Here is a 20863-nt window from a genome sequence, read left to right on the forward strand (position 1 = left end):
GGCGGCGGCCGGGCCCCCACCATCCGCGATACCCCCCACGAACCGCGGCGGGACGGGCCCACGCCCGGACGCTGCACGAGGTGATCAGTGCCGAGAACGCTCCCGACGCAGCGCGACCACGCCAGGCGGGCTCTCCTCGAGGACGTGCGCCACAACCGGCGCGGCTGGCTGCAGCACGGAGCGGCGGCGCTCGCCGTCTCGGCCCTCGGGCTCGGCGTGGCCGGTTCGTTCGCCCTCGGCGGCAACGCCCAGGACGCCGGAGCGGCACCGCGGACCCAGGTCTCCGTGCCCACCGTGACCGGCGCCCGTGACGGCGCGTCCCTCACCAGCCGTTCGGTCTCCCGCACCCCGCTCGACCCGGCCAAGGTCAAGAGCCTCGCCGACCAGCGGGCCGAGGAGCTGGCCAAGACCGACGACAAGATCACCGCGGCCGCCGCCGGCAAGCAGGTCGACCAGCGCGAGAAGAAGCTGGCCGAGACCTCCGACGACGCGGCCGCGCAGGCCCGCCGGCTCGCCGAGGCCAAGAAGTCCGGCACCAAGCTCCCCACCACGGACGCGCCGAGCGACAACGAGGGCGACGCGAAGGGCAAGACCTGCCTGCCCGCGGCGAGCTACCGCGTGGCGGCGACCTTCGGCCAGGTCGGCAGCTGGGCGCGCTACCACACCGGCTTCGACTTCGCGGCCCCGATCGGCACCACGCTGCGCGCCCCCGCCTCGGGCGTCGTCACGAACGCCGGCCGCGGTCCGGCCAGCGGCTGGGCCGGCAACTACGTGGCGATCAAGTACTCCGACGGCACCCAGAGCCTGATGGCCCACATGTCCACGGTGTCCGTGCAGGTCGGCCAGAGCGTCAGCGGCTGCCAGACGGTCGGCGCGGTCGGCATGACCGGCCGGACGTTCGGCCCGCACGTCCACTTCGAGATCTACCCGGCCGGCATCACCCCGGGCGACGTCTACCGCGCGGTCAACCCGCTCGGCTGGCTGAAGGCGCACCGCCTCAACCCCTGACCCTCGGCACGACCCCCGAGCGCCCGTCCCGCACCCGCGGGGCGGGCGCTGTGCTGTCTTCGGGCGGTCTCCGGGCTCTGTCCCTGACCGCCTCCCGTACGCGGGCCCGGTGGCCTCGGCGGGCGGCGGGGCTCTCCTGAAAAAGGGCTCGGCGGGGCGGAACAGATCCGGCGTGCGCCCCGTTGTGATGGGCGTCGACCGGATCATGACCCCGGGCCTCACCCTTCGCCGCCACGAGCGGCCACTCGCCGAGAGGCGTCTGCCGGTCGACAGCACACGTCCACAGCGCCCGTCCCGCACCGCGGGGCGGGCGCTGTCGTCTCTCCAGACGTCGCTCGGGACGGGCTCCCCCGGTGACCGGACGACGTCGGAAAAAGGGTCGGCCCGGCGGAACAGAACCGGTGGGCGCCCCGTTGTGATGAGCGTCGACCGGATCATGGCCCCGGGCCTCACCCTTAGCCGCCACGAGCGGCCACTCGCCGAGAGGCGCCTGCGGGTCGACACCAACTTCCAGCAGCGTCCGTCCCACCCCGTGGGGCGGACGCTGCTGCGTCTCCAGCCCCGTCCGGTCGGGTGTGAGCAGGCCCACGCGGACCGTTCGGGATCGGTGGGCACCGAGCCCGTGGAACCGGGAACACAACCGCCGGGAGCCTGGTTAGATACTCCCGTCGGCCGGATCATGACCCCGGGCCTCACCCTTAGCCGCCACGAGCGGCCACTCGCCGAGAGGCGTCTGCCGGCCGACACCAGACGAGGCCGGCGCCCGTCCCGCACCGCGGGGCGGGCGCCGTCGTCGTACGGGGCCTAGAGCTTCTCGAGCGGCGCGAACTTGAGCGCCAGCCGCTTGACGCCGCTGGAGCCGAAGTCGACGTCGGCCTTCACGTCGTCGCCGCTGCCGGAGGTGCTCAGCACCTTGCCCATGCCGAAGGTGGAGTGCAGCACGCGGTCCCCCGCCGCCACGACGGGGATCGTCCGGACCTTGGGCTTGACCCCGCTCGGGCCGGACCGGTCCCGCCAGCCGCCGCCGCTCGACGTGGCCGACGTGTTGCGCCAGCTCGTCACGGCGCGCTCGGTCCGCTGCCAGTGCACGAGCGTCGCCGGGATCTCGTCGAGGAACCGGCTCGGCGGGTTGTGCTGCGGGCTGCCCCACGCCGCGCGGGTGATGGCGCGCGAGACGTGCAGGCGCTTGCGTGCGCGGGTGATGCCCACGTACGCGAGGCGCCGCTCCTCGGCGAGCTCGTCGGGGTCCTGGAGCGCCCGCTGGTGCGGGAACACCCCCTCCTCGAGCCCGGTGAGGAAGACCTGGTCGAACTCCAGCCCCTTGGCCGTGTGCAGCGTCATCAGCGTCACGACGCCCTGGCCGCCGTGGTCGCTGGGGATCTGGTCGCTGTCGGCCACGAGGGCCACGCGCTCCAGGAACGCGCCGAGCGACGGGTCCGGCTCGGCCGCGCCCGCCGCGAGGTCGGCCTCGGGGTCGAGGTCGGGGCTGGCCAGCACCGAGCCGTCCGGGCCCGGCGTCAGTCCGGTGAGGCCCTCGAGGTCGGCCAGGTCCTGCGCGTCGAAGCCGTCCGCGGCCAGCGCGGCGACCCCGTCCACGAACTCGCGGGCGACGTTCACCAGCTCCACGAGGTTCTCCAGGCGGGTCTGGTCCTGCGGGTCGGCCGAGTCCTGCAGCTCCGCGAGGTAGCCCGAGGAGTCCAGCACGCTGGTGAGGATCGCGTCGGCCGGAGCGTTCTCGGCCACCATCGCCTCGTGCGCGTCGAGCAGCGCCGCGAACCCGCGGATCTGGTTCGCCGACCGCGTCGCCAGCCCGGGGATGTCGTCCACCCGGCGCAGCGCCTCGCCGAAGCTGATGCGCTCGCGAGCGGCGAGGTCTGACACTGCACCCTCGGCCTTGTCGCCGATGCCCCGCTTGGGCACGTTGAGGATGCGGCGCACCGAGACGTCGTCGGCGCGGTTGCTGATGGCGCGGAGGTAGGCGATCGCGTCGCGGACCTCGCGGCGCTCGTAGAAGCGCACCCCGCCGACGACCTTGTAGGCCAGGCCGGACCGGATGAACACCTCCTCGAACGTCCGCGACTGCGCGTTGGTGCGGTAGAAGACGGCGGCGTCGCCGAGCCGGCCCTCCCCCGCGTCCCGCAGCCGCGCGACCTCGCCCGCGACGAACTGGGCCTCGTCGTGCTCGGTGTCGGCCACGTAGCCCTGGATCAGCGGGCCGTCGCCGGCGTCGGACCACAGGTTCTTGGGCTTGCGCGCCGGGTTGAGCCGGATGACCGCGTTCGCGGCGCTGAGGATCGTCTGCGTCGAGCGGTAGTTCTGCTCGAGCATGATCACCGAGGCGCCCGGGAAGTCGGTCTCGAAGTCGTTGATGTTGCGGATCGTCGCGCCCCGGAAGGCGTAGATCGACTGGTCGGAGTCGCCCACGACCATGAGCTCGGGCGCGGAGATCGCACGGCCGTCGGCCCCGCCCGGCTCGACGTCCGGGTCGTCCTCGCCGCACAGCTCGCGCACGAGCACGTACTGGGCGTGGTTGGTGTCCTGGTACTCGTCGACGAGCACGTGCCGGAACCGCCGGCGCAGCGTCTCCCGCAGGTCCGGGAACGCCTGGATCAGGTGGACCGTCGTCATGATCAGGTCGTCGAAGTCGAGCGCGTTCGCCGCGGAGAGCCGCCGCTGGTACTCGGCGTACGCGCTCGCGAACGTCTCGTCGAGCGGGGTCTCCGCCCTGCTGCGCGCGGTCTCGTGGTCGACGAGCTCGTTCTTGTTGTTCGACACCCAGCTCATCAGGGCCCGGACGGGGAACTTCTTCGCGTCGAGGTCGAGGTCGTTCGCCACGAGCTGCATCAGCCGCTTGCTGTCGGCGTCGTCGTAGATCGAGAACGTCCGCGTCATGCCGAAGCGGCCGATCTCGGAGCGCAGGATCCGCACGCACGCCGAGTGGAAGGTCGAGACCCACATCAGCTTGGCCCGGTTGCCCACGAGGTCCATGACGCGGCCCCGCATCTCGGCCGCCGCCTTGTTCGTGAACGTGATCGCGAGGATCGAGGCGGGGTGGGCGTGGCGCTCGGAGACGAGGTAGGCGATCCGGCGGGTGAGCACGCGGGTCTTGCCCGAGCCGGCCCCGGCGACCACGAGGACGGGCGCCCCCTCGTGCAGCACGGCCTCGCGCTGCGGGGGGTTGAGGCCCTCGAGCAGCTCGTCGCCGCGCGGGCGCCGCGGGCGGTCGGTGGCCTGACCACCCTCACCCGGCCCCCGGTGCGACGTCGTGGTGGCCGGTGGTGCGGAGGACGGGCTGCTCATGACGGCCCCACCTTAGTGGCCGGCACCGACAGCGAGCCGGACGCGACGACGAGGCTGCGTACGCTGAGCACATGCGGCGCAGGCGGATGACGGTGGGCTCCGTGCTCCGTCGGACCGCCCTCGCCGTCGCCGCCGTGCAGGGCGCCACGATGCTCACGCTCGTGGCCGTCGACCTCTACCGCAAGCGCGGCCGGCGCCCGGTGCACTTCCCGCGCGTGCCGCCGCGTTCGGTCACCGCGGGCGCCTCCGAGGTCACGCTCTACACCTACGGCGAGGACCTCTACCGCGACATGCTCGACGCGATCGGGCAGGCGCGGTCGCGGGTGTTCTTCGAGACGTTCATCTGGAAGGGCGACGCGACCGGCCAGGCGTTCAAGGACGCGCTGATCGCCGCGGCCGACCGGGGCGTCAAGGTCTACGTGGCGTACGACCACTTCGCCAACCTCGTCGTCCGGCCGAGCTTCTACAGGCTCCCCCGCAACGTCGCCGTACGCCGCCACCCGCTCGTCGCGTCGCCGTTCCGGCCGCTGCGCAACAGCGGGCGCGACCACCGCAAGATCCTCGTGGTCGACGACGCGGTCGGCTTCGTCGGCGGCTACAACATCGGCAGCCTCTACGCGACCGACTGGCGCGACACCCACGCCCGCCTCACCGGCGACGCCGTGTGGGAGCTGCAGAACGCGTTCATCGACTACTGGAACCTCTACGCGTCCCGGCGCCGCGCGTCGCTGCCCGACCTCGGCGGCCACACCTGGCACGCCGACCTGCGCGTGCACCGCAACATCCCGCGCAACCTCGTCTACCCGATCCGCGCGATGTACCTGGAGGCGCTCGACCGCGCCTCGCACCACATCTACCTGACGCACGCCTACCTGATCCCCGACTCCGACATGGTCCGGGCGCTCGTCCGCGCGGCGCGCCGCGGCGTGGACGTGCGGATCATCGTCCCGGCGCAGTCCAACCACGTCGTGGCCGACTGGGTCTCCCGGGGCTTCTACGGGGTGCTGCTGCGCGGCGGCGTGCGGCTGTTCCTCTACCAGGACGCGATGGTGCACGCGAAGACCGCGACCATCGACGGGCAGTGGTCGACGATCGGGACCGCCAACATCGACCGGCTCAGCCTGCACGGCAACTACGAGATCAACGCCGAGATCTACAACGAGGCCGTCGCCCGCCAGCTCGAGACGATCTTCGAGGTCGACTCCTCGAACACGGTCGAGATGACCTGGGAACGCTGGCGCGCCCGGCACCCGCTGGCGAAGGTCAGCGAGACGGTGCTCACCCCGTTCCGGCCCTTGCTCTAGAGGCCGAGCCGCTGCGGCGGGTCGCTCACGACCTGCGCTTCCTCCTCGTTCGGGACGACGGCGGCCCCGCTCGTGGCGAGGTCCGCGTCGTCGTCCCTCGCTCGTCGTCCAGCGCAGGCCGCGACCCGTCCTCACTGGCTCGCCCTCGGGGTCCGCTGGCTGCCTGCCTGCGTTCGGCGTGCTGTGCGGTTCGGCGGTGTCCAGGCTTGCTGCACCTGGACTCGCGCTCAGACCGACGCGGGGACCTTCTCCTCCTGCGCCGCGGCTGCGGAGGTCGTGCGGCGGTGGCGACGGGTGGCGGCGTAGAGACCGGCCAGAGTGACCACGAGGATGAGGCCGTAGGCGGCGTAGCGGGCCGGGTCGGAGGCGTCGGTCGACCCCAGGAGGGTGCGGACGTTGCTGAAGAGGATCATCCCGCCGACGGCCACGCCGAGCAGGTGCGTCGGGGCGACGCGCACGAGGTAGGCCGCGAGCGGGGCCGCGACGAGGCCGCCCACGAGCAGCGCGAGGGCCAGGCTCCAGCTGATGCCCGCGGCGCCCAGGCCGAAGAGGAAGCCGAGGCTCGCGGCAACGCTCACCGCGAGCTCCGAGGTGTCCACGGAACCGATGACCTTGCGCGGCTCCATCCGGCCGTCGGCCAGGAGGGCGGGCGTCGCCACCGGCCCCCAGCCGCCACCGCCGGTCGCGTCGACGAACCCGCCGACCAGGCCCAGCGGAGCGAGCAGCCGGGCTCCCGGCCGGCCGGCGATCCGCGGCCGGAACCCGAGCACGAAACGGACCAGGATGTACGCGCCGAGCAGCGCCAGGATCGTCGCCATGACCGGGGCGGCCGACTCCGTCGACAGGTGCGAGAGCAGCGTCGCGCCGAGGAAGGCGCCGATCGCGCCGGGCCCGGCGATGCGGGTCACGACGCCCCAGTCGACGTTCCGCAGCCGCCAGTGCGCGACGCCGGAGGCGAGGTTCGTGCCGAGCTCGGAGAAGTGCACGGAGGCCGAGGCGGCGGCCGGGGTGAGCCCGGCCACCACGAGGAGCGTCGACGACGTGACGCCGTAGCCCATGCCGAGGCTGCCGTCGACGAGCTGGGCGACGAGGCCCACGAGGGCGAGGACGATCAGCTTGCGCATGCCACGTTCCTTGGTCGACGTTGCCTAGCAGGTCGCTAGGGATACTCGACAGACCTTAGGCGACGGGCGTACGCGCGTGTGCTCGTCTCAGCACCAGGGCGGGGTGCGGTCGAAAGGTCAGCTCCAGGCGGCCGGGTCGGCGACCAGCCCGGCCACGAGCTCGGGCATCTCGGCGCGGGCGACGTTCGCGAGCGACACGCCCTCGAGGATCTGCCGCTCGGACGCGCGGAGCGCGATCCAGACCTGCTGCAGCGGCTGGGCGGAACCGGCGTACTCGAGGTTCTCGGGTCGGCTGCCGCGGACGTTCGCGAGCTCGCCGTCGAGCGCCCGGATGACGTCGGCGATGCTGATCGCGTCGGCCGGACGTGCCAGCCGGTAGCCCCCCTCGGGACCGCGCTGGCTCCGCAGCAGGCCGCCGCGGCGCAGCTCGCCGAGGATGCTCTCGAGGTACTTGTTCGGGATGTGCTGGGCCGCGGACAGTTGGTCCACGGTCCGGGGGGCGTCGGCCGCCGCGAGCTCGCTCATGGCGCGCAGGGCGTAGTCGACACGGGCGGAGAGCCTCACCGGGCCGCCTCGGGGACCACGGTCTCGGGGAGGACGCGACAGGGCAGCACGACCGCCATCCTCTCCCGGCGGGCCAACTCCGCGCTCACCAGAACACCGAGACGGCCGCCTCGGCCAGCACGAGCACCGTGATCAGGCGCAGCAGGCCGCGCGGGATCGAGAAGAACCGGCGGTTCAGGACGACCAGCAGGGTGACGAACGCGGCGACCGCGGTCTTGACGACCATGGCCCACAGCTCGACCCGGAGGTCGAACGTCCCGGCCAGCACCCACAGGGCCACGCCGCTCGCCAGGCCGACCCACGCGCCGTGCAGCATCGCCGTGCTGATCTCGGGGTCCCGGGTGCGCAGCTGCACGAGCGAGCCGCCCAGCAGGGCGGCGAACGCCACCAGGTGCAGCAGCACCAGGAGGTGCTGCGCCACGGCCATGGCGCGACCCTACGGGAAAGACCTGACCACCCCTGGTTGCGACGCGGACGCGCCCCTCAGACACCGCTGTCGAGAAGGCTTGTGCACTAACGTTGAGTCGCGAGAACCGCGCCGACCGGCACCTGCCGGAACCCCACGAGGCGCGGTCCCACGAACACAGGAGAACCACATGCTCGGACTCATCATCAGCCTCATCGTCATCGGCCTCATCGCCGGCGCGCTCGCGCGTCTGATCGTCCCCGGCCGTCAGTCCATGTCGATCCCGATGACCATCCTGCTCGGGATCATCGGCTCGTTCGTCGGTGGCTTCATCGGCTACCTGATCTTCCACAACGGCAACGGCTTCCTGCAGCCCGCCGGGATCATCGGGTCGATCATCGGCGCGATCATCGTGCTCCTGATCTACACCCGCGTGCGCGCCCGCGGCGCCCGCGCCTGACGCACCACCCTCGACACCCCGACCGGTCCTCTGGACCGGTCGGGGTGTCGTGCTTTCTGGGGTCTTCGCGGGCGCACGGCTGCTGCGCCTGGTCGCTCCCGAGCCGAAGGCGAAGACGCAGCAACGAAGCGCGTCGCCCGAGCCACCGAGTCGCCCCAGGCTCGCGTCTGCTCGCCTTTGTGTCGTCTGCGCGTGTTTGAACACGCGCAGGCGTCGCAAGAGCGAGCAGACGCCGGCGTACGCGCTTCCCCACCGTGCCCGAACGAGGAAACGCTGACTCCCGACCGCTTCGGTGGTCGGGAGTCAGCGTTTCTGGGGCACGGGCCAGCCGGGGCTAGACCAGTCGGCGGTCGGTGGCCCAGCGGGTGAGCTGGTGGCGGTTGGAGAGCTGGAGCTTGCGGAGGACGCTGCTGACGTGGGTCTCGACGGTCTTGATCGAGATGAACAGCTCCTTCGCCACCTCCTTGTACGCGTAGCCGCGGGCGATCAGGCGCATCACCTCGCGCTCGCGGACGGAGAGGCGGTCGAGGTCCTCGTCGACGGCGGCGACGTCGATGGCGCCGGAGAAGGCGTCGAGGACGAAGCCGGCGAGGCGCGGCGAGAACACGGCGTCGCCCTCGGCGACGCGGCGGACCGCGTCGACGAGCTCGGGGCCGCTGATCGACTTGGTGACGTAGCCGCGCGCGCCGCCGCGGATCACGCCGATGACGTCCTCCGCCGCGTCGGAGACCGACAGGGCGAGGAAGCGCTGGTCGGGCTCGCGCTCGTGGACGCGGCGCAGGACCTCGGCCCCGCCGCCGCCGGGCAGGTGGACGTCGAGGAGGACCACGTCGGGCCGGTGCGCGAGGACGACCCGGACGGCGGAGTCGACGTCCTCGGCCTCGCCGACGACGTCGAGCGAACGGCCGATCTCGGCCTTGACCCCCGTACGGAACATCGCGTGGTCGTCGACGACGACGACGCGCAGCGGTGCGCGGTCGGGGGACGGTGCGGCGGGCGCCGCGCTCGGACCGCCCTGGGCCAGGCCGTCGGGCTGCGTCATCGGGTGACCTCCAGTCGTACCTCGGTGCCGTCCCCGGGGCGGGAACGGATGCTCGCCCGGCCACCGTGCCGGGTCATGCGGTTCAGGATGCTGCCACGGACCCCGTAGCGGTCCTCGGCGACGGCGTCGACGTCGAAGCCCGCCCCGCGGTCGCGGACGAACACCTCGACCTCGGCGTCGGTGACCTCGGCGTAGACGTCGATCTTGTCCGCGCCCGAGTGCTTGGCGGCGTTGACCATGGCCTCGCGGGCCGCCCGGACGAGGGCCTGGACGGCGTCGGAGGTGTCGCAGTCGCCCACCATCACGACCTCCACGGGGATGCCGCGCTCGTCCTCGACCTCGGCGGCGGCGGCTGTCAACGCGGCGCGCAGGCTGGCCTCGGGCACGTCGTCGGCGTAGAGCCAGCCGCGCAGCTCGCGCTCCTGGCGGCGGGCGAGCTGGGACACGGCCCGCGGGTCCTCGGCCTGGCGCTGGATGAGGGCCAGCGTCTGCAGCACCGAGTCGTGCAGGTGGGCGGCCATGTCGGCCCGCTCGTCGGCGCGGACCTTCTCGGCGCGGGCCTCGTTCAGCGCCGTACGCGACCGGTGCAGCCAGGGTGCGAGCACGACCGCGAGGCCCGCCAGGGCCAGCAGGGTCATCGCGAGGACCTGCGGCAGCTGGGCGAGCTGGCTGTACTGCGCCAGCACGAGCCCGAACGCCGCCCCCACGAGCCCGAGGCCGACGATCACCCGGACGAGGGCGGGCCAGCCACCCCGGGCGACGAACGGCGCGAGCCAGACGCGACCGCCGGCCTCGGCGCGCCAGCGCTGCTGCGCGGACGTGTCGGCCTGCCGCCACACCAGCGCGGCACCGGCGCACGCGAAGGCGACCGGCCAGAAGAGGCGCTGCGACACCCCGAGCCCGCTGGTCTGGACCAGCCACAGCAGGCCGGTGCCGAGGGCGGAGAGCGCGAGCACCGTGCCCCAGTCCACGGAACGTCGCCGCGGCCTGCCGCCCGGCCGCATGCCGCTGCGCGTCGCGGACTCGAGGCCGGGGGCGGCGACGGAGCTGGCCGCGGGCATCAGGAGCCAGAGGGCGCCGTACGCGAGCACCCCGAAGAACTGGGCCAGGGCCAGCCCGACGAACACGATCCGGACGACCAGGACGGGCCAGCCGAAGTACTGCGCGAGCCCGGTGCAGACGCCCCCGAGGACGGCGCCCTCGCTGACCCGCGCGGCCCGGCGGACCGGGGCCGGGTTCGCGGACGGGGCACCCGGGGCCGGCCCACCGACGGGCGCCGGGACGGGGGCGATGCTCGGCACCGGCGTGGTCGTGGCGCCCTCCGTCAGCTCCCGCGCGTCGTCGCGCGCGTGGTCCTGGGCATCGTCCCGTGCGTCGACCGCCTGGGGCGCGCGTCCGGGCTCGAGTGTCGTCATCTCCCCTCCAGGGTCCCACCCGGGAGGGGACGCGGCCAGCAGGGACGTCCCCGAACCGTCCCCGAGAGCCTCGTCCCCCACCGGTCCGACGACGGCCCCCCGGACGTACGGGTACGGGGCGGACGGGGGTCGTCCCCGATGCCCCGGGGCCCCTCGGGTGGGCACGATGGGCACATGCCCCCGACGAGCACCTTCCGACGATCGGTCAGCGACGCCAAGCTGGCCGGCGTGTGCAGCGGCGTCGCGGCCCGCTGGGGCCTCGACCCGGTCCTCGTCCGCGTGGGCTTCGTCCTCCTGGCGCTCACCGGCGGCGTCGGCGTGGTCCTCTACCTGGCCGGCTGGCTGCTCCTCCCCGTGGGCACGACGGGCCGGGCCGCGGTCGACGACGTCCTCGGCGGGGCGGTCGCCCGCTGGCCGCGCGAGCTGTGGACCACGCTCGTGGTCGTCGCCTGCGTCGTGTCGTTCGCCGTCTTCTCGGCGGTCAGCCCCTTCGGCCTGGCCCCGGCGTTCGCGCTGCTGGCCCTGTGGTGGTTCGGCTTCCACCGCCCCCGCGTACGCCGGAACCGCTCGGCCCAGTCGGCCTTCTCGGGCCAGCCCGCGCCCATCCCGGGCACGCCGGCCGCCGACGCCCCCGCGCCGCAGGCTCCGCCGGTCACCTGGGCCGGTCCGCCGACGCCCTTCAGCGAAGCCGCCACCGCCTGGCAGGCCCGGGTCCGCGAGGTCCGCAGCGGGGTCTGGGGCCCGGCGGCCCCGCCGACCGGCTCCACGCAGCCGCAGACGACCTGGCCGCTGGCGCCGACCGCCGCGCCGCCGCCCCCGCCGCCCTTCCCGCCCGTGGATCCCGAGCAGGCCGCACGGGACGCGTTCCTCGCCGAGCCGGACCCCGTCGGGCTCTACGCCGAGCCGGACGTGGCTCCGGTGCCGGCCGTCCGCCCCGGCTCCCGCCTCTCCGCCCGTCGGCTGCGGCTCGTCACGGTCACCGTGCTCGGGCTGGCCTGGATCGGTCTCGGCGTCGCCGACGCACTCGGGTTCGCGGTCGGCCTCGCCGTCTACGCCGGCACGGGGCTGCTGGTGCTCGCGCTCGGCCTGGTCGCCGCCACCCGCTGGGGCCGGGCGCGCGGCATGCTGCCTGCGGCCGCCCTCCTCGCCGTGACGGCCGTCGTCCTCTCCGGCTTCGGCACGCCGACGCAGGCCGGGGCCGGGCACGGTCCGGCGAGGATGTTCGACCACCCCGTCGCCTACACCTCGGCCGCCGCCTTCCCCGCCGGCGGCGACAACCTCGACACCGGCGACCTGCAGGTCGACCTGACCGGGGTCACGCTGACCTCCGACGCGACGTACACCGCCGTGGTCGACACCGGGCGCGTGGTCGTCCGGACGCCGCCCGGCACCGGCGTGGCCCTGCGCTACGTCGTCGACACCGGGGACGTGCAGGCGTACGGGAGCCACCTGGCCAGCGGGTCGGAGCTGAAGGGCGACCGCGTCGTCGTCCCGGCGGCCGCCGGCCAGCACACCCTGACCCTCGATCTGCGGGTCGACACCGGCGTCGTGGAGGTCCGCTCGTGAAGCGCTTCGACGTCGTCGCCCTCGTCACCGGGGTCTGCTTCCTCGGCCTCGCCCTCGCCGTCCTCGCCAACGCCCTCGTCGGCCCGGTGAGCTGGGCGCTGGTCAAGATCGTCGCCCCGGTCGTCCTCGTCGTGGTCGGCGTCGCCGGCCTCGCCCTGTCCCGTCGCCCCTAGGAAAGGAACCACCCATGAGCCAGCCCACCACCGGACCGCGCCGACTGCGTCGCAGCCGGACCGACCGCTACGTCGGCGGGGTGTGCGGCGGGGTCGCCGAGTACCTGAACATGGACGCGAACCTCGTCCGCGTCCTCACCGTCGTCCTCACGCTCTTCACCGGCATCCCGGTCGTCGCCTACCTCGTGGCGCTCTTCCTGCTGCCCGAGGAGGACGTGGCCCCGCGGACCCCCGTCGGCCAGGTCGGCGACCCGGTCTGGGGCGCGGGCGGCCCGCCGTGGGCGCAGGACCCCAGCGCGCAGACCCCGCCGAGCACCTGGGGCACGCCGCCCGCCGCGCCGGCGGCCCCGGCCGACCCGCCCCGGCGTGAGGACCGCCCGTTCTGAGCCCGGCTCAGACCGCCTGCTCGGCGAAGAACTCCGCCCCGGGGATCGCGTCGAGCAGGCTGCGGGTGTAGTCGGTGGCCGGGGCCGCGAAGACGTCGTCGACGCTGCCCCGCTCCACCACCCGCCCGCGCTGCATGACCAGCACGTCGTCGGCGATCTGGCGCACGACCGCGAGGTCGTGGGTGATGAAGAGGTAGGTCAGGCCGAGCCGGTCCTGCAGGTCCGACAGCAGCGTGAGCGTCTGCTCCTGGACGAGCACGTCGAGCGCGGACACGGCCTCGTCGCAGACGACCAGGCGCGGTTCCAGGGCGAGCGCGCGAGCGATGGCCACGCGCTGGCGCTGGCCGCCGGAGAGCTCGCTCGGGCGTCGCTGGGCCACCGAGCCGGGCAGAGCCACCTGGTCCAGCAGCTCGCCGACGCGGCGGCGGCGCGACGCCCGGTCGCCGACCCGGGCCACCCGCAGGGGCTCGTCGACGACGTGCTCGATCGAGTACGTCGGGTCGAGCGAGGCGTAGGGGTCCTGGAACACGGGCTGCATGGCCCGCCGGATCGCGCGGCGCCGCGCACCGCGAGCCGTCTCGACCACCTCGCCGTCGATCCGCACCTCGCCCTCGGTCGGCCGTTCGAGGCCGAGCACGAGCTGCGCCACCGTGGTCTTGCCGGAACCGGACTCCCCCACCACGGCCGTGGTGGTGCCGCGGGCCACGTCGAACGACACGCCGTCGACGGCGAGGACCTCCTGGCCCCGCTGCCCCCGCAGGCGGTAGCGCTTCGTCAGCCCGACCGCCTCGAGCAGCACGTCCGTACGCGGTTCCCCGGCCGTGCCCTCGTGGGCGGCGTCGGGACCGGCCGCGCGGGCCTGCGTCCGCAGGGACGCGCGGGCCCGGGCCGACGACACGGACGGGGCGGCCTCGACCAGGCGCCGGGTGTACTCGTGCTGCGGGTCGCGCAGGATCTGTGCCGTCGGCCCCGTCTCGACGATCGCCCCCTTGGACATGACGATCACCCGGTCGGCGCGGTCCGCGGCGAGCCCGAGGTCGTGGGTGATCAGCATCAGCGACGTGCCGTGCGCCGCCCGCAGGGTCTCCAGGTGGTCGAGGATCTGGCGCTGGACCGTGACGTCCAGGGCCGACGTCGGCTCGTCGGCGACGAGCAGCTGGGGGTTGCAGGCGAGCGCGATAGCGATGAGCACGCGCTGGCGCATCCCGCCCGAGAACTCGTGCGGGTACTGCCGGGCCCGGCGCGCGGCGTCGGGGATGCCCGCCTCGCCCATCAGCTCCACGGCCCGCTGCTGCGCCGCGGCCCCGGTCGCGACGCCGTGCGCCACGAGGGTCTCGCTGATCTGGCGCCCCACCCGCAGGACGGGGTTGAGGTTGGACATCGGGTCCTGGGGGACGAGCCCGATCTCGCGGCCGCGAAGCCGCAGCAGGCGCGCGGACGAGGGGCGGGTGACGTCCTCGCCGCGGAACGCGACCGAGCCGCCGGTGACCTGGCCGGACCCCGGCAGCAGCCCCAGCACGGCGGCGGCCGTCGTCGACTTGCCCGAGCCGGACTCCCCCACGACGGCCAGCCGCTCGCCGGCGCCGATCGTGAAGGACACCCCGTGCAGCACGGTGCGTAGCTGCCCCTCGGTGCGGTAGCCGACCTCGAGGTCGCGGACCTCGAGCACCGGCACCGTCTCCGGGGCGGTCTCGGGCGTGCTCATCAGCGCCCCACCGCGTAGCCCTGCTCGCCGCGCGGGTTGGCCGCCGCGCCGAGCTCGCCCGTCTCCGGGTCACGGGTGACCGACGAGAGCCGGCCGAGGGTCCAGCCGCCGGCGGGGGTGACGGCGTGCCCGCGGGCCGCGAGGCCGTCCAGCACCTCGGCGCCGAGCCGGTCCTCCGCGACGACGCCGCGGGGGGTCCAGGTCCGCGGCCAGAACGAGCCGGCCATCGCCGTCGTGTGCAGCGTCGGCGCGTCGATCGCCTGCTGCGGCGTCCATCCGCCGACCAGCGTGCGCAGCAGATAGGCCAGCTGCCACTGGTCCTGCTGGTCGCCGCCCGGCGTGCCGAGCGCGGCGACGCCGGCGTCGTCGCGGAGCACCAGGGTCGGGCTCAGCGTCGTGCGCGGCCGACGCCCCGGGCGCAGCCGCGAGGGCGAGGCCTCGTCCAGCCACACCATCTGCAGCCGCGAGCCGAGGCAGAAGCCGAGCTCGGGGACGTGCGGCGAGGACTGCAGCCAGCCGCCGCTGGGGGTCGCCGAGACGAGGTTGCCCCAGCGGTCGACGACGTCGAGGTGGCAGGTGTCGCCGCGGGTCGCCCCGACGCGCGAGACGGTCGGCTCCCCCACGCCCTCGGCGTCGGGGTCCGGCGACTGCTCGCGCAGCGGGGCCTCGTACGCGGTCCGTCCGGGCACGTCGCCGGGACGGGGGCGCTCCGACGCGTCGTCGGTGATGCTCGCCCGGCGCTCGGCGGCGTACGCGTCGGACAGCAGGACGTCGAGCGGGACGGGGGCCTCGCCCGCGGCCGGGTCGGGGTCGCCGTACCAGGCGTCGCGGTCGGCCAGCGCGAGCTTGAGCGCCTCGACGAGGTGGTGCGCGCCGACGACCGTCCCGGGGTCGAGCTCGTCGTCGGGGTAGCCCTCGAGGATCTTCAGGGCCTGGAGCAGCACGGGTCCCGAGCCCCACGGCCCGTTCTTCGCGACGGTCCACCCCCGGAACTGCGCGGTGGTCGCCGGCTCCCAGCTCGCCCGGTGGGCCGCGAAGTCCGCGGGGGTGACGACCGCGGCGTGGTCGCGGCCGTCGGAGTGCCGGTGCGGCTCGGCGAGCAGCGCGCAGGCGGCCTGCGGCACCACGCCCGTCGCCCACGCGGTCCGCGCCGCGTCGATCCGTTCCTCGCGGCTGCCCGCGCCGGAACCGGCGTCGAGGAGCCCGCGGAGCACGGCCGCGTACGCGGGGTTGGTCATCAGGGTGCCGGTCGGCCGCGGCTCGCCGTCGACGAGCCAGAAGTCGGCCGACGTGGTCCAGTGCCGCGTGAAGAGCTCGCGGACCGAGGCGACCGTGGCGGCGACCCGCTCGACGAGGGGGTAGCCGTTCTCGGCGTAGCCCAGCACGTACGACCAGACGTCGGCCAGCTCGAACGTCCCGTGGTCGCGCAGCAGCAGCAGCCACGCGTCGACCGCACCCGGCACGGCCGCCGCCAGGCCGCCCGCGCCCGGCACGAGGTCGAGGCCCTCGGCGCGGTAGTGCTCGATCGTCGCGCCCGCCGGCGCCGGCCCCTGGCCCATCAGGACCTGCGGCCCCTCCCCCGGCACGTGGATCAACGCGCTCAGGTCGCCGCCCGGCCCGTTGAGGTGCGGCTCGACCAGGTGCAGCACGAAGGCGGCCGCGACGGCGGCGTCGAAGGCGTTGCCACCGCGCTCGAGGACGGACTGCCCGGTCGCGCTGGCCACCCAGTGGGTGCTCGCGACCATGCCGAACGTGCCGCGCAGGTCCGGCCGGGTGAGGGGCGCCGGCGGCGTGGAGGTGAAGGGCGAGGAGAACGACGCGGAGGTCGTGGGAGGCATCAGCGGCTCGAGGTGGTCGGGTCCAGGGCGTCGCGCAGGGCGTCCCCGAAGAAGTTGAAGGCGAGGCAGATCACGGCGATCGCGACACCGGGGATGACCGCGGCCGACGGCGCACGGAAGATGTACTGCTGCGCGTCGGACAGCATGATGCCGAGGCTCGGCGCCGGCGGGCGGATGCCCAGCCCGAGGAACGACAGGGTCGCCTCCCCGATGATCGCGACGGGCATGATCACCGTGGCCTGGACGATGACGGCCGAGGCCGCGTTCGGCAGGATGTGGCGGAAGAGGATCCAGCCGCTGCTCGCGTCCATCGCCCGCGCCGACGAGACGAAGTCCGCGCTCCGCCAGCGCAGCGTCTCCGCCCGGACGACCCTGATCATGGTCGGCACCTGGGCGATGCCGAGGGCCAGCGCCGCGTTGGTGAGGCTCGCCCCGCGGATGGCCGCCAGCCCGACGGCGAGGATGAGGAACGGGAAGGCCAGCAGCAGGTCGGTCAGCCGGGCCACGAAGGCGTCCAGCGTCCGCCACCAGCCCGACACCAGGCCGAGCGGCACCCCGAGCACGACGGCCAGCGCCACCGACAGCACCCCGACCTCGAGCGAGGCGCGCGTGCCGTAGATGACGCGCGACATCGTGTCGCGGCCCAGGTCGTCGCTGCCCAGCCAGAAGCCGACCGTGCCGATCCGCTGGAACGGGGTGTCGAAGTGCACCTGCGTGGGCGGGTAGGGCGCGAGTAGGGGCGCGAGCACCGCCACGAGGACGATCAGGAGCAGCAGCCCCCCGCCGACCAGCCCGAGCGGGTTCCGCAGGAGGCTGCGCAGCACGCGGCGGCGTCCGTCGCCGAGGCCGCTCCCGTCCGGGGCCGACGGTTCGCCGGAGGACGCCGGAACCGCCTCCGCGGGCACCACCTGGATCGCCATCAGGACTCCCCTCCGACACGGATCCGCGGGTTGATCACGGAGTAGAGCACGTCCACGGCGAGGTTGATCACGATGTACGCGGCGGTGACGACGACCACGACGGCCTGGATCACCGGGTAGTCGCGGCTGAACACGGAGTCGAGCGTGAGCTTGCCGAAGCCGGGCAGGCCGAAGATCCGCTCGGTGACGACCGCGCCGCTGATCAGGCCGCCGAGCTGCAGGCCGATGATCGTCACGACGACGATCAGGGAGTTCCGCAGGGCGTAGTCGCGCAGCACCTTCCCCCGCGGCAGGCCCTTCGCGCGGGCCGTCCGGACGTAGTCGGTCGACAGCGTCTCCAGCATCGACGAGCGGGTCTGCCGCATCACCACGGCGGCGAGGCCGGTGCCGAGGATCACCGCGGGCAGGGTCAGGTAGTAGAGGGCACGCAGCGGGTTCTGGCTGACCGGGACGTAGCCCGACGCGGGGAACGCCCCGAGCGAGACCGCGAGGTAGAGGATCGCCAGCAGCCCGAGCCAGAAGTGCGGCACGGAGAGCCCGCCGAGGGAGAAGGCGTTCGCCACCCACTCCGGCCAGCGGCCGCGGTAGGTCGCGGCCAGCGCCCCGCCGGCGACGCCGATGATCACCGCGAGCACGGTCGCGTACAGCGCCAGCCAGATCGTCACGGGCAGGGTGGCCGCGAGCAGGTCGGTGACCGGGGTGCCCGTCCGGATCGAGGTGCCGAGGTCGCCGTGGGCGAGGTTCGACAGGAACCGCCCGAACTGCACGATCACCGGCTGGTCGAGCCCGAGGTCGGCGCGGACCGCGGCCAGCGTCGCCGGGTCGGCCTCCTCGCCCGCCAGCGCGAGCGCCGGGTCGCCGGGCAGCGCCCGGACGCCGACGAAGACGACGAGCGCCGAGAGCAGCAGCGTCACGACGGCCTGCCACAGCTTGTTCAGCAGGTAGCGCGCCACGTCGTCACCCCTCCCTCAGGAAGGCCGCGCGGCTGAGCCGGACGACCCCGTCGGGGAACACCTCGACGCCGCCGACCGTGCTCGTGTACGCGGCGAGGTTGCGGACGCGGTAGAGGTAGATGATCGGGTTGTCCTTCCGGACCTGCTCCATGACGCCGGCGTAGATCCGGGCCCGCTCGGCGGTGTCGGTGGACCGGGCCGCCTCGGCCATGCCGTCGTCCACGACCTCGTTGCTGTAGCCCGCGTAGTTGTTGCCGCCGCCGGTGACCAGGAAGCTGTTCATGTTGCCGTGCGGGTCGATGCGGCCGGACCAGCCGAGCAGGATCGCGTCGAAGTCGCCGGCGGTCTGCTGGTCGAGCAGCGTCGAGTACTCCACCGGCTCGATCCGCATCGCGAAGCCGCCGGGCTCGAGCGCCGCCTGCAGGGCCGCCGCGTAGCGCAGCGCCTCCGCCGTGTTCGACGTCTTCACCGTGATCGGGAACGGGATCGGCACCCCGGCCTGCTGGAGCAGCTCGCGCGCCTTGGCCGGGTCGTGCGGCACGCACGCCTCGCCGCCGGGGCTGGCGTACGGCGAGGTCGGCGGGATCGGCGAGCAGGCCGGCTCGTACCAGTTGTTGAAGACGGAGTTCACGAGCGCGCCGCGGTCGACGGCGTACGCGAGCGCGAGCCGCACGCGCGGGTCGCTGGCCAGCGGGGTGTCGATCTGCTTCGGCGGTTCGCCGGCGCCGTCGGTGTTGGCGAGGTTGATCGTCATCGCCTGGTAGCCGAGCGAGCTGGTCTGCAGCAGGCCGACGTCGCGCTCCTTGACCAGCGCGTCGACGTCCTGGGTGGAGATGGAGTCGGCGACCTGGATGTCGCCGGAGCGCAGGTTGGCGGCGCGGATGTTGGCGTCGGACATGATCCGGTAGGTGATCGTGTCGAGGTGCACCTGGTCGGCCGCGTAGTACATCGGGTCGCGCTGCACGGTGATCGACGTCTGCGGGACCCGCGAGACGAAGCTGAACGGGCCCACGCAGGTCGGGTGCTCGCTGAACTTGTCGCCGAGGTCGGCCAGCGCCTTCGGCGACATGATCATGCCGGCGCGGTCGGCGAGCGCCGCGGTCAGCGGGGCGAACGGGGTCTCGTAGTGGACCACCACCTCGCGCGCCGAGGGCGCCTCCACCGACGCGACGGGCCCGAGCTCGCTCTTGCGGGCGGAGGTCTTGAGCGTGAGGTTCCGTTCGAGGGTCGTCTTCACGGCTTCGGCGTCCAGCGGGGTGCCGTCCGCGAACCGCACGCCGTCGCGGACCCCGATGGTCACGGTCTTCCCGTCCTTCGAGACCTCGGGCAGCGCGCTCGCGAGCTGCGGCACGACCTTGCCGGAGGCGTCGATGTCGTAGAGCTTCTCGCAGATCGTGTTCATCACGTAGCGCGTGTAGAGCGAGGACGACGTCGTCGGGTCGAGCTTGTCCGGCTCCGCCGACAGGCCCATCACCAGGTCCCCGCCCCCCTCGACCGCACGGTCCCCCACCGGGTCCGAGGGGTGGTCCGGCCGCGGCGGCGCCGCCTCGGGCCGCTGCACGGCGTAGCAGCCGGGCAGCAGCAGCAGGACCGCGGCGACGAGGACCAGCAGCGGGCCGCGCGCCCGGGTCGCGGGCGTCGGGGCGGTACCGGCGTGGGTGGGCAGGACGGGCTCCTCGGGGTGGCCGTACGGGGCTGGTTCACGACCCGTTCGCGAATCGTTCAACGAAAACCAAGCACGCCGGACCCTCCGAGGGGAAGGGGCTTCAGCATTTCCTTGGGTTTCGTCCCGTGGGGACGGCCCCCGCTGTCCGGAGGGTGGACGGCGGGTAACGTCCGCGGCCGTACGCAGGACTCGAGGCGGGTGGACGGACGATGGCGGCACACGGGCAGACCTGGGCGGAGCGCGAGTACACGACCGCGCTCCTCGTCCTGACGGCGGCGACCGGGGCGGTGGACGGCGTCAGCTACCTCGCCCTGGACCGGGTGTTCACGGGCAACATGACCGGGAACGTGCTGTTCATCGGGTTCGGGCTGATGGGCGTCGCGGACATCCCGGTGCTCAACAACCTCGTCGCGCTACTGACCTTCCTGCTCGGCGCGGCCCTCGGCTCGCGCCTCACCCGCCGCGGCGCGACGCCCGGGGTGAAGCTGCCGCGGTCGTCGATGTGGGTGCTGCTCGGCACGACCGTCGGGACGCTCGTGCTCGCCGGGCTGTGGTTCGTGCTGGGCCGGCTCGGCACCACCGAGATGATCGTGATCACCGGCGTGCTCGCGCTCCTGCTCGGCGCGCAGGCCTCGGCGGTCAAGCACACCGGCATCCGCGACCTGTCCACGGTCGTCGTGACGATGACCATGGTCAACCTGGCCGGCGACAGCCGCCTCGCCGGCGGGGCCGGGGCCGCCTGGTTCCGTCGGGTGGGCGCGATCGTCACGATGGGCCTCGGCGCCCTGGCGTCCGCGGCGGTGATCCGCTACCTCAGCGGCTCGTACGCCCTCGTCCTCGCCGGCGTCCTGATGGCCGTCGCCCTCGGCCTGCTCCACCGCGCCCGGCGCGCCGACCTCCGCCACGCCGAGGCGGGCTCCGCCGCCTGACCGGCACCTGCGGGGCGCTCCTCCACCCGCGAGGCGCACCTTCTGCGGTGAGGCGCACCCTGCAGGGTGCGCGCGGGCGCGGAAGGTACGCCCGGGCGGATCAG

At 73.9% G+C, this 20863-nt stretch carries 18 protein-coding genes; 7 read left to right on the top strand and 11 right to left on the bottom strand.

The window, feature by feature from the left end:
• The first annotated feature begins 87 nt into the window (after nucleotides 1-87).
• A complete protein-coding gene (locus ABD665_RS15445) occupies nucleotides 88-1008 on the top strand; it encodes a peptidoglycan DD-metalloendopeptidase family protein (protein WP_204913513.1) in 921 nt (306 codons plus the stop codon).
• Nucleotides 1009-1812: 804 nt separating this feature from the next.
• Here ABD665_RS15445 and ABD665_RS15450 read toward each other — a convergent pair.
• Entirely contained in the window at nucleotides 1813-4308 is a 2496-nt protein-coding gene (locus ABD665_RS15450) for a UvrD-helicase domain-containing protein (RefSeq protein WP_204913514.1), read from the bottom strand.
• Nucleotides 4309-4379: 71 nt separating this feature from the next.
• Between ABD665_RS15450 and ABD665_RS15455 the strand changes: the two genes are divergently transcribed.
• Nucleotides 4380-5612, top strand: a complete 1233-nt coding sequence (locus ABD665_RS15455; RefSeq protein WP_204913515.1) for a phospholipase D-like domain-containing protein — start codon at nucleotides 4380-4382, stop codon at nucleotides 5610-5612.
• Nucleotides 5613-5839: 227 nt separating this feature from the next.
• Here the strand turns inward: ABD665_RS15455 and ABD665_RS15460 are convergent, their stop codons facing one another.
• The 3 genes from ABD665_RS15460 to ABD665_RS15470 form a co-directional block, all read right to left on the bottom strand.
• Nucleotides 5840-6736 carry a TSUP family transporter gene (locus ABD665_RS15460; protein ID WP_204913516.1) on the bottom strand — a complete coding sequence of 299 codons (897 nt, stop codon included), beginning with the start codon at nucleotides 6734-6736 and terminating at the stop codon, nucleotides 5840-5842.
• Nucleotides 6737-6853: 117 nt separating this feature from the next.
• Nucleotides 6854-7300 carry an Rrf2 family transcriptional regulator gene (locus ABD665_RS15465; RefSeq protein WP_204913517.1) on the bottom strand — a complete coding sequence of 149 codons (447 nt, stop codon included), beginning with the start codon at nucleotides 7298-7300 and terminating at the stop codon, nucleotides 6854-6856.
• A gap of 85 nt (nucleotides 7301-7385) precedes the next feature.
• Entirely contained in the window at nucleotides 7386-7727 is a 342-nt protein-coding gene (locus ABD665_RS15470; protein ID WP_204913518.1) for a hypothetical protein, read from the bottom strand.
• A gap of 169 nt (nucleotides 7728-7896) precedes the next feature.
• Between ABD665_RS15470 and ABD665_RS15475 the strand changes: the two genes are divergently transcribed.
• A complete protein-coding gene (locus tag ABD665_RS15475; protein WP_204913519.1) occupies nucleotides 7897-8166 on the top strand; it encodes a GlsB/YeaQ/YmgE family stress response membrane protein in 270 nt (89 codons plus the stop codon).
• Nucleotides 8167-8500: 334 nt separating this feature from the next.
• Here ABD665_RS15475 and ABD665_RS15480 read toward each other — a convergent pair whose 3' ends face one another.
• Both ABD665_RS15480 and ABD665_RS15485 read right to left on the bottom strand, forming a co-directional pair.
• Complete coding sequence (locus tag ABD665_RS15480; RefSeq protein WP_204913520.1) at nucleotides 8501-9208, bottom strand: response regulator; 708 nt, start codon at nucleotides 9206-9208, stop codon at nucleotides 8501-8503.
• Nucleotides 9205-10623 carry a PspC domain-containing protein gene (locus ABD665_RS15485; protein WP_204913521.1) on the bottom strand — a complete coding sequence of 473 codons (1419 nt, stop codon included), beginning with the start codon at nucleotides 10621-10623 and terminating at the stop codon, nucleotides 9205-9207. The genes ABD665_RS15480 and ABD665_RS15485 overlap by 4 nt, the downstream gene beginning before the upstream one ends.
• A gap of 174 nt (nucleotides 10624-10797) precedes the next feature.
• On the opposite strand from ABD665_RS15485, the gene ABD665_RS15490 reads away from it, so the two are divergent.
• From ABD665_RS15490 to ABD665_RS15500, 3 genes are read left to right on the top strand one after another with little or no spacing between them, the layout of a single operon-like run.
• Nucleotides 10798-12189: a PspC domain-containing protein gene (locus ABD665_RS15490; RefSeq protein ID WP_204913522.1), complete on the top strand. Its 1392-nt coding sequence runs from the start codon at nucleotides 10798-10800 to the stop codon at nucleotides 12187-12189.
• Nucleotides 12186-12362, top strand: coding sequence for a hypothetical protein (locus tag ABD665_RS15495; protein ID WP_204913523.1), 177 nt, complete (start codon nucleotides 12186-12188; stop codon nucleotides 12360-12362). The genes ABD665_RS15490 and ABD665_RS15495 overlap by 4 nt, the downstream gene beginning before the upstream one ends.
• A 14-nt stretch (nucleotides 12363-12376) precedes the next feature.
• Entirely contained in the window at nucleotides 12377-12748 is a 372-nt protein-coding gene (locus tag ABD665_RS15500; RefSeq protein WP_204913524.1) for a PspC domain-containing protein, read from the top strand.
• A gap of 7 nt (nucleotides 12749-12755) precedes the next feature.
• Here ABD665_RS15500 and ABD665_RS15505 read toward each other — a convergent pair whose 3' ends face one another.
• Genes ABD665_RS15505 through ABD665_RS15525 form a run of 5 tightly spaced genes read right to left on the bottom strand, consistent with a single transcriptional unit; the run spans nucleotide 12756 to nucleotide 19890 of the window.
• Complete coding sequence (locus ABD665_RS15505; protein WP_204913525.1) at nucleotides 12756-14453, bottom strand: dipeptide ABC transporter ATP-binding protein; 1698 nt, start codon at nucleotides 14451-14453, stop codon at nucleotides 12756-12758.
• Nucleotides 14453-16291 carry a gamma-glutamyltransferase family protein gene (locus ABD665_RS15510; protein ID WP_344742499.1) on the bottom strand — a complete coding sequence of 613 codons (1839 nt, stop codon included), beginning with the start codon at nucleotides 16289-16291 and terminating at the stop codon, nucleotides 14453-14455. Before ABD665_RS15510 ends, ABD665_RS15505 begins: the two co-directional genes overlap by 1 nt.
• A complete protein-coding gene (locus tag ABD665_RS15515; RefSeq protein ID WP_204913526.1) occupies nucleotides 16291-17211 on the bottom strand; it encodes an ABC transporter permease subunit in 921 nt (306 codons plus the stop codon). Before ABD665_RS15515 ends, ABD665_RS15510 begins: the two co-directional genes overlap by 1 nt.
• Nucleotides 17211-18164: an ABC transporter permease subunit gene (locus ABD665_RS15520; RefSeq protein ID WP_204913527.1), complete on the bottom strand. Its 954-nt coding sequence runs from the start codon at nucleotides 18162-18164 to the stop codon at nucleotides 17211-17213. The genes ABD665_RS15515 and ABD665_RS15520 overlap by 1 nt, the downstream gene beginning before the upstream one ends.
• Before the next feature lie 4 nt (nucleotides 18165-18168).
• The gene (locus ABD665_RS15525) at nucleotides 18169-19890 is read right to left on the bottom strand and encodes an ABC transporter substrate-binding protein (RefSeq protein ID WP_204913528.1); all 1722 of its coding nucleotides are present in this window, start codon (nucleotides 19888-19890) and stop codon (nucleotides 18169-18171) included.
• A 149-nt stretch (nucleotides 19891-20039) separates the two neighbouring features.
• Between ABD665_RS15525 and ABD665_RS15530 the strand changes: the two genes are divergently transcribed.
• Entirely contained in the window at nucleotides 20040-20759 is a 720-nt protein-coding gene (locus ABD665_RS15530) for a DUF1275 family protein (RefSeq protein WP_204913529.1), read from the top strand.
• Nucleotides 20760-20863: the final 104 nt, after the last annotated feature.

The sequence above is a fragment of the Microlunatus spumicola genome (assembly GCF_039536445.1).
GTDB classification, from domain to species: Bacteria; Actinomycetota; Actinomycetes; order Propionibacteriales; family Propionibacteriaceae; genus Microlunatus; species Microlunatus spumicola.

Excerpts from the sequence above, each read along its gene's own strand:
- ABD665_RS15450 (WP_204913514.1), bottom strand. The coding sequence starts at position 4,308 with ATGAGCAGCCCGTCCTCCGCACCACCGGCCACCACGACGTCGCACCGG.
- ABD665_RS15455 (WP_204913515.1), top strand. The coding sequence starts at position 4,380 with ATGCGGCGCAGGCGGATGACGGTGGGCTCCGTGCTCCGTCGGACCGCC.
- ABD665_RS15460 (WP_204913516.1), bottom strand. The coding sequence starts at position 6,736 with ATGCGCAAGCTGATCGTCCTCGCCCTCGTGGGCCTCGTCGCCCAGCTC.
- ABD665_RS15470 (WP_204913518.1), bottom strand. The coding sequence starts at position 7,727 with ATGGCCGTGGCGCAGCACCTCCTGGTGCTGCTGCACCTGGTGGCGTTC.
- ABD665_RS15475 (WP_204913519.1), top strand. The coding sequence starts at position 7,897 with ATGCTCGGACTCATCATCAGCCTCATCGTCATCGGCCTCATCGCCGGC.
- ABD665_RS15480 (WP_204913520.1), bottom strand. The coding sequence starts at position 9,208 with ATGACGCAGCCCGACGGCCTGGCCCAGGGCGGTCCGAGCGCGGCGCCC.
- ABD665_RS15485 (WP_204913521.1), bottom strand. The coding sequence starts at position 10,623 with ATGACGACACTCGAGCCCGGACGCGCGCCCCAGGCGGTCGACGCACGG.
- ABD665_RS15490 (WP_204913522.1), top strand. The coding sequence starts at position 10,798 with ATGCCCCCGACGAGCACCTTCCGACGATCGGTCAGCGACGCCAAGCTG.
- ABD665_RS15500 (WP_204913524.1), top strand. The coding sequence starts at position 12,377 with ATGAGCCAGCCCACCACCGGACCGCGCCGACTGCGTCGCAGCCGGACC.
- ABD665_RS15505 (WP_204913525.1), bottom strand. The coding sequence starts at position 14,453 with ATGAGCACGCCCGAGACCGCCCCGGAGACGGTGCCGGTGCTCGAGGTC.
- ABD665_RS15510 (WP_344742499.1), bottom strand. The coding sequence starts at position 16,291 with ATGCCTCCCACGACCTCCGCGTCGTTCTCCTCGCCCTTCACCTCCACG.
- ABD665_RS15515 (WP_204913526.1), bottom strand. The coding sequence starts at position 17,211 with ATGGCGATCCAGGTGGTGCCCGCGGAGGCGGTTCCGGCGTCCTCCGGC.
- ABD665_RS15530 (WP_204913529.1), top strand. The coding sequence starts at position 20,040 with ATGGCGGCACACGGGCAGACCTGGGCGGAGCGCGAGTACACGACCGCG.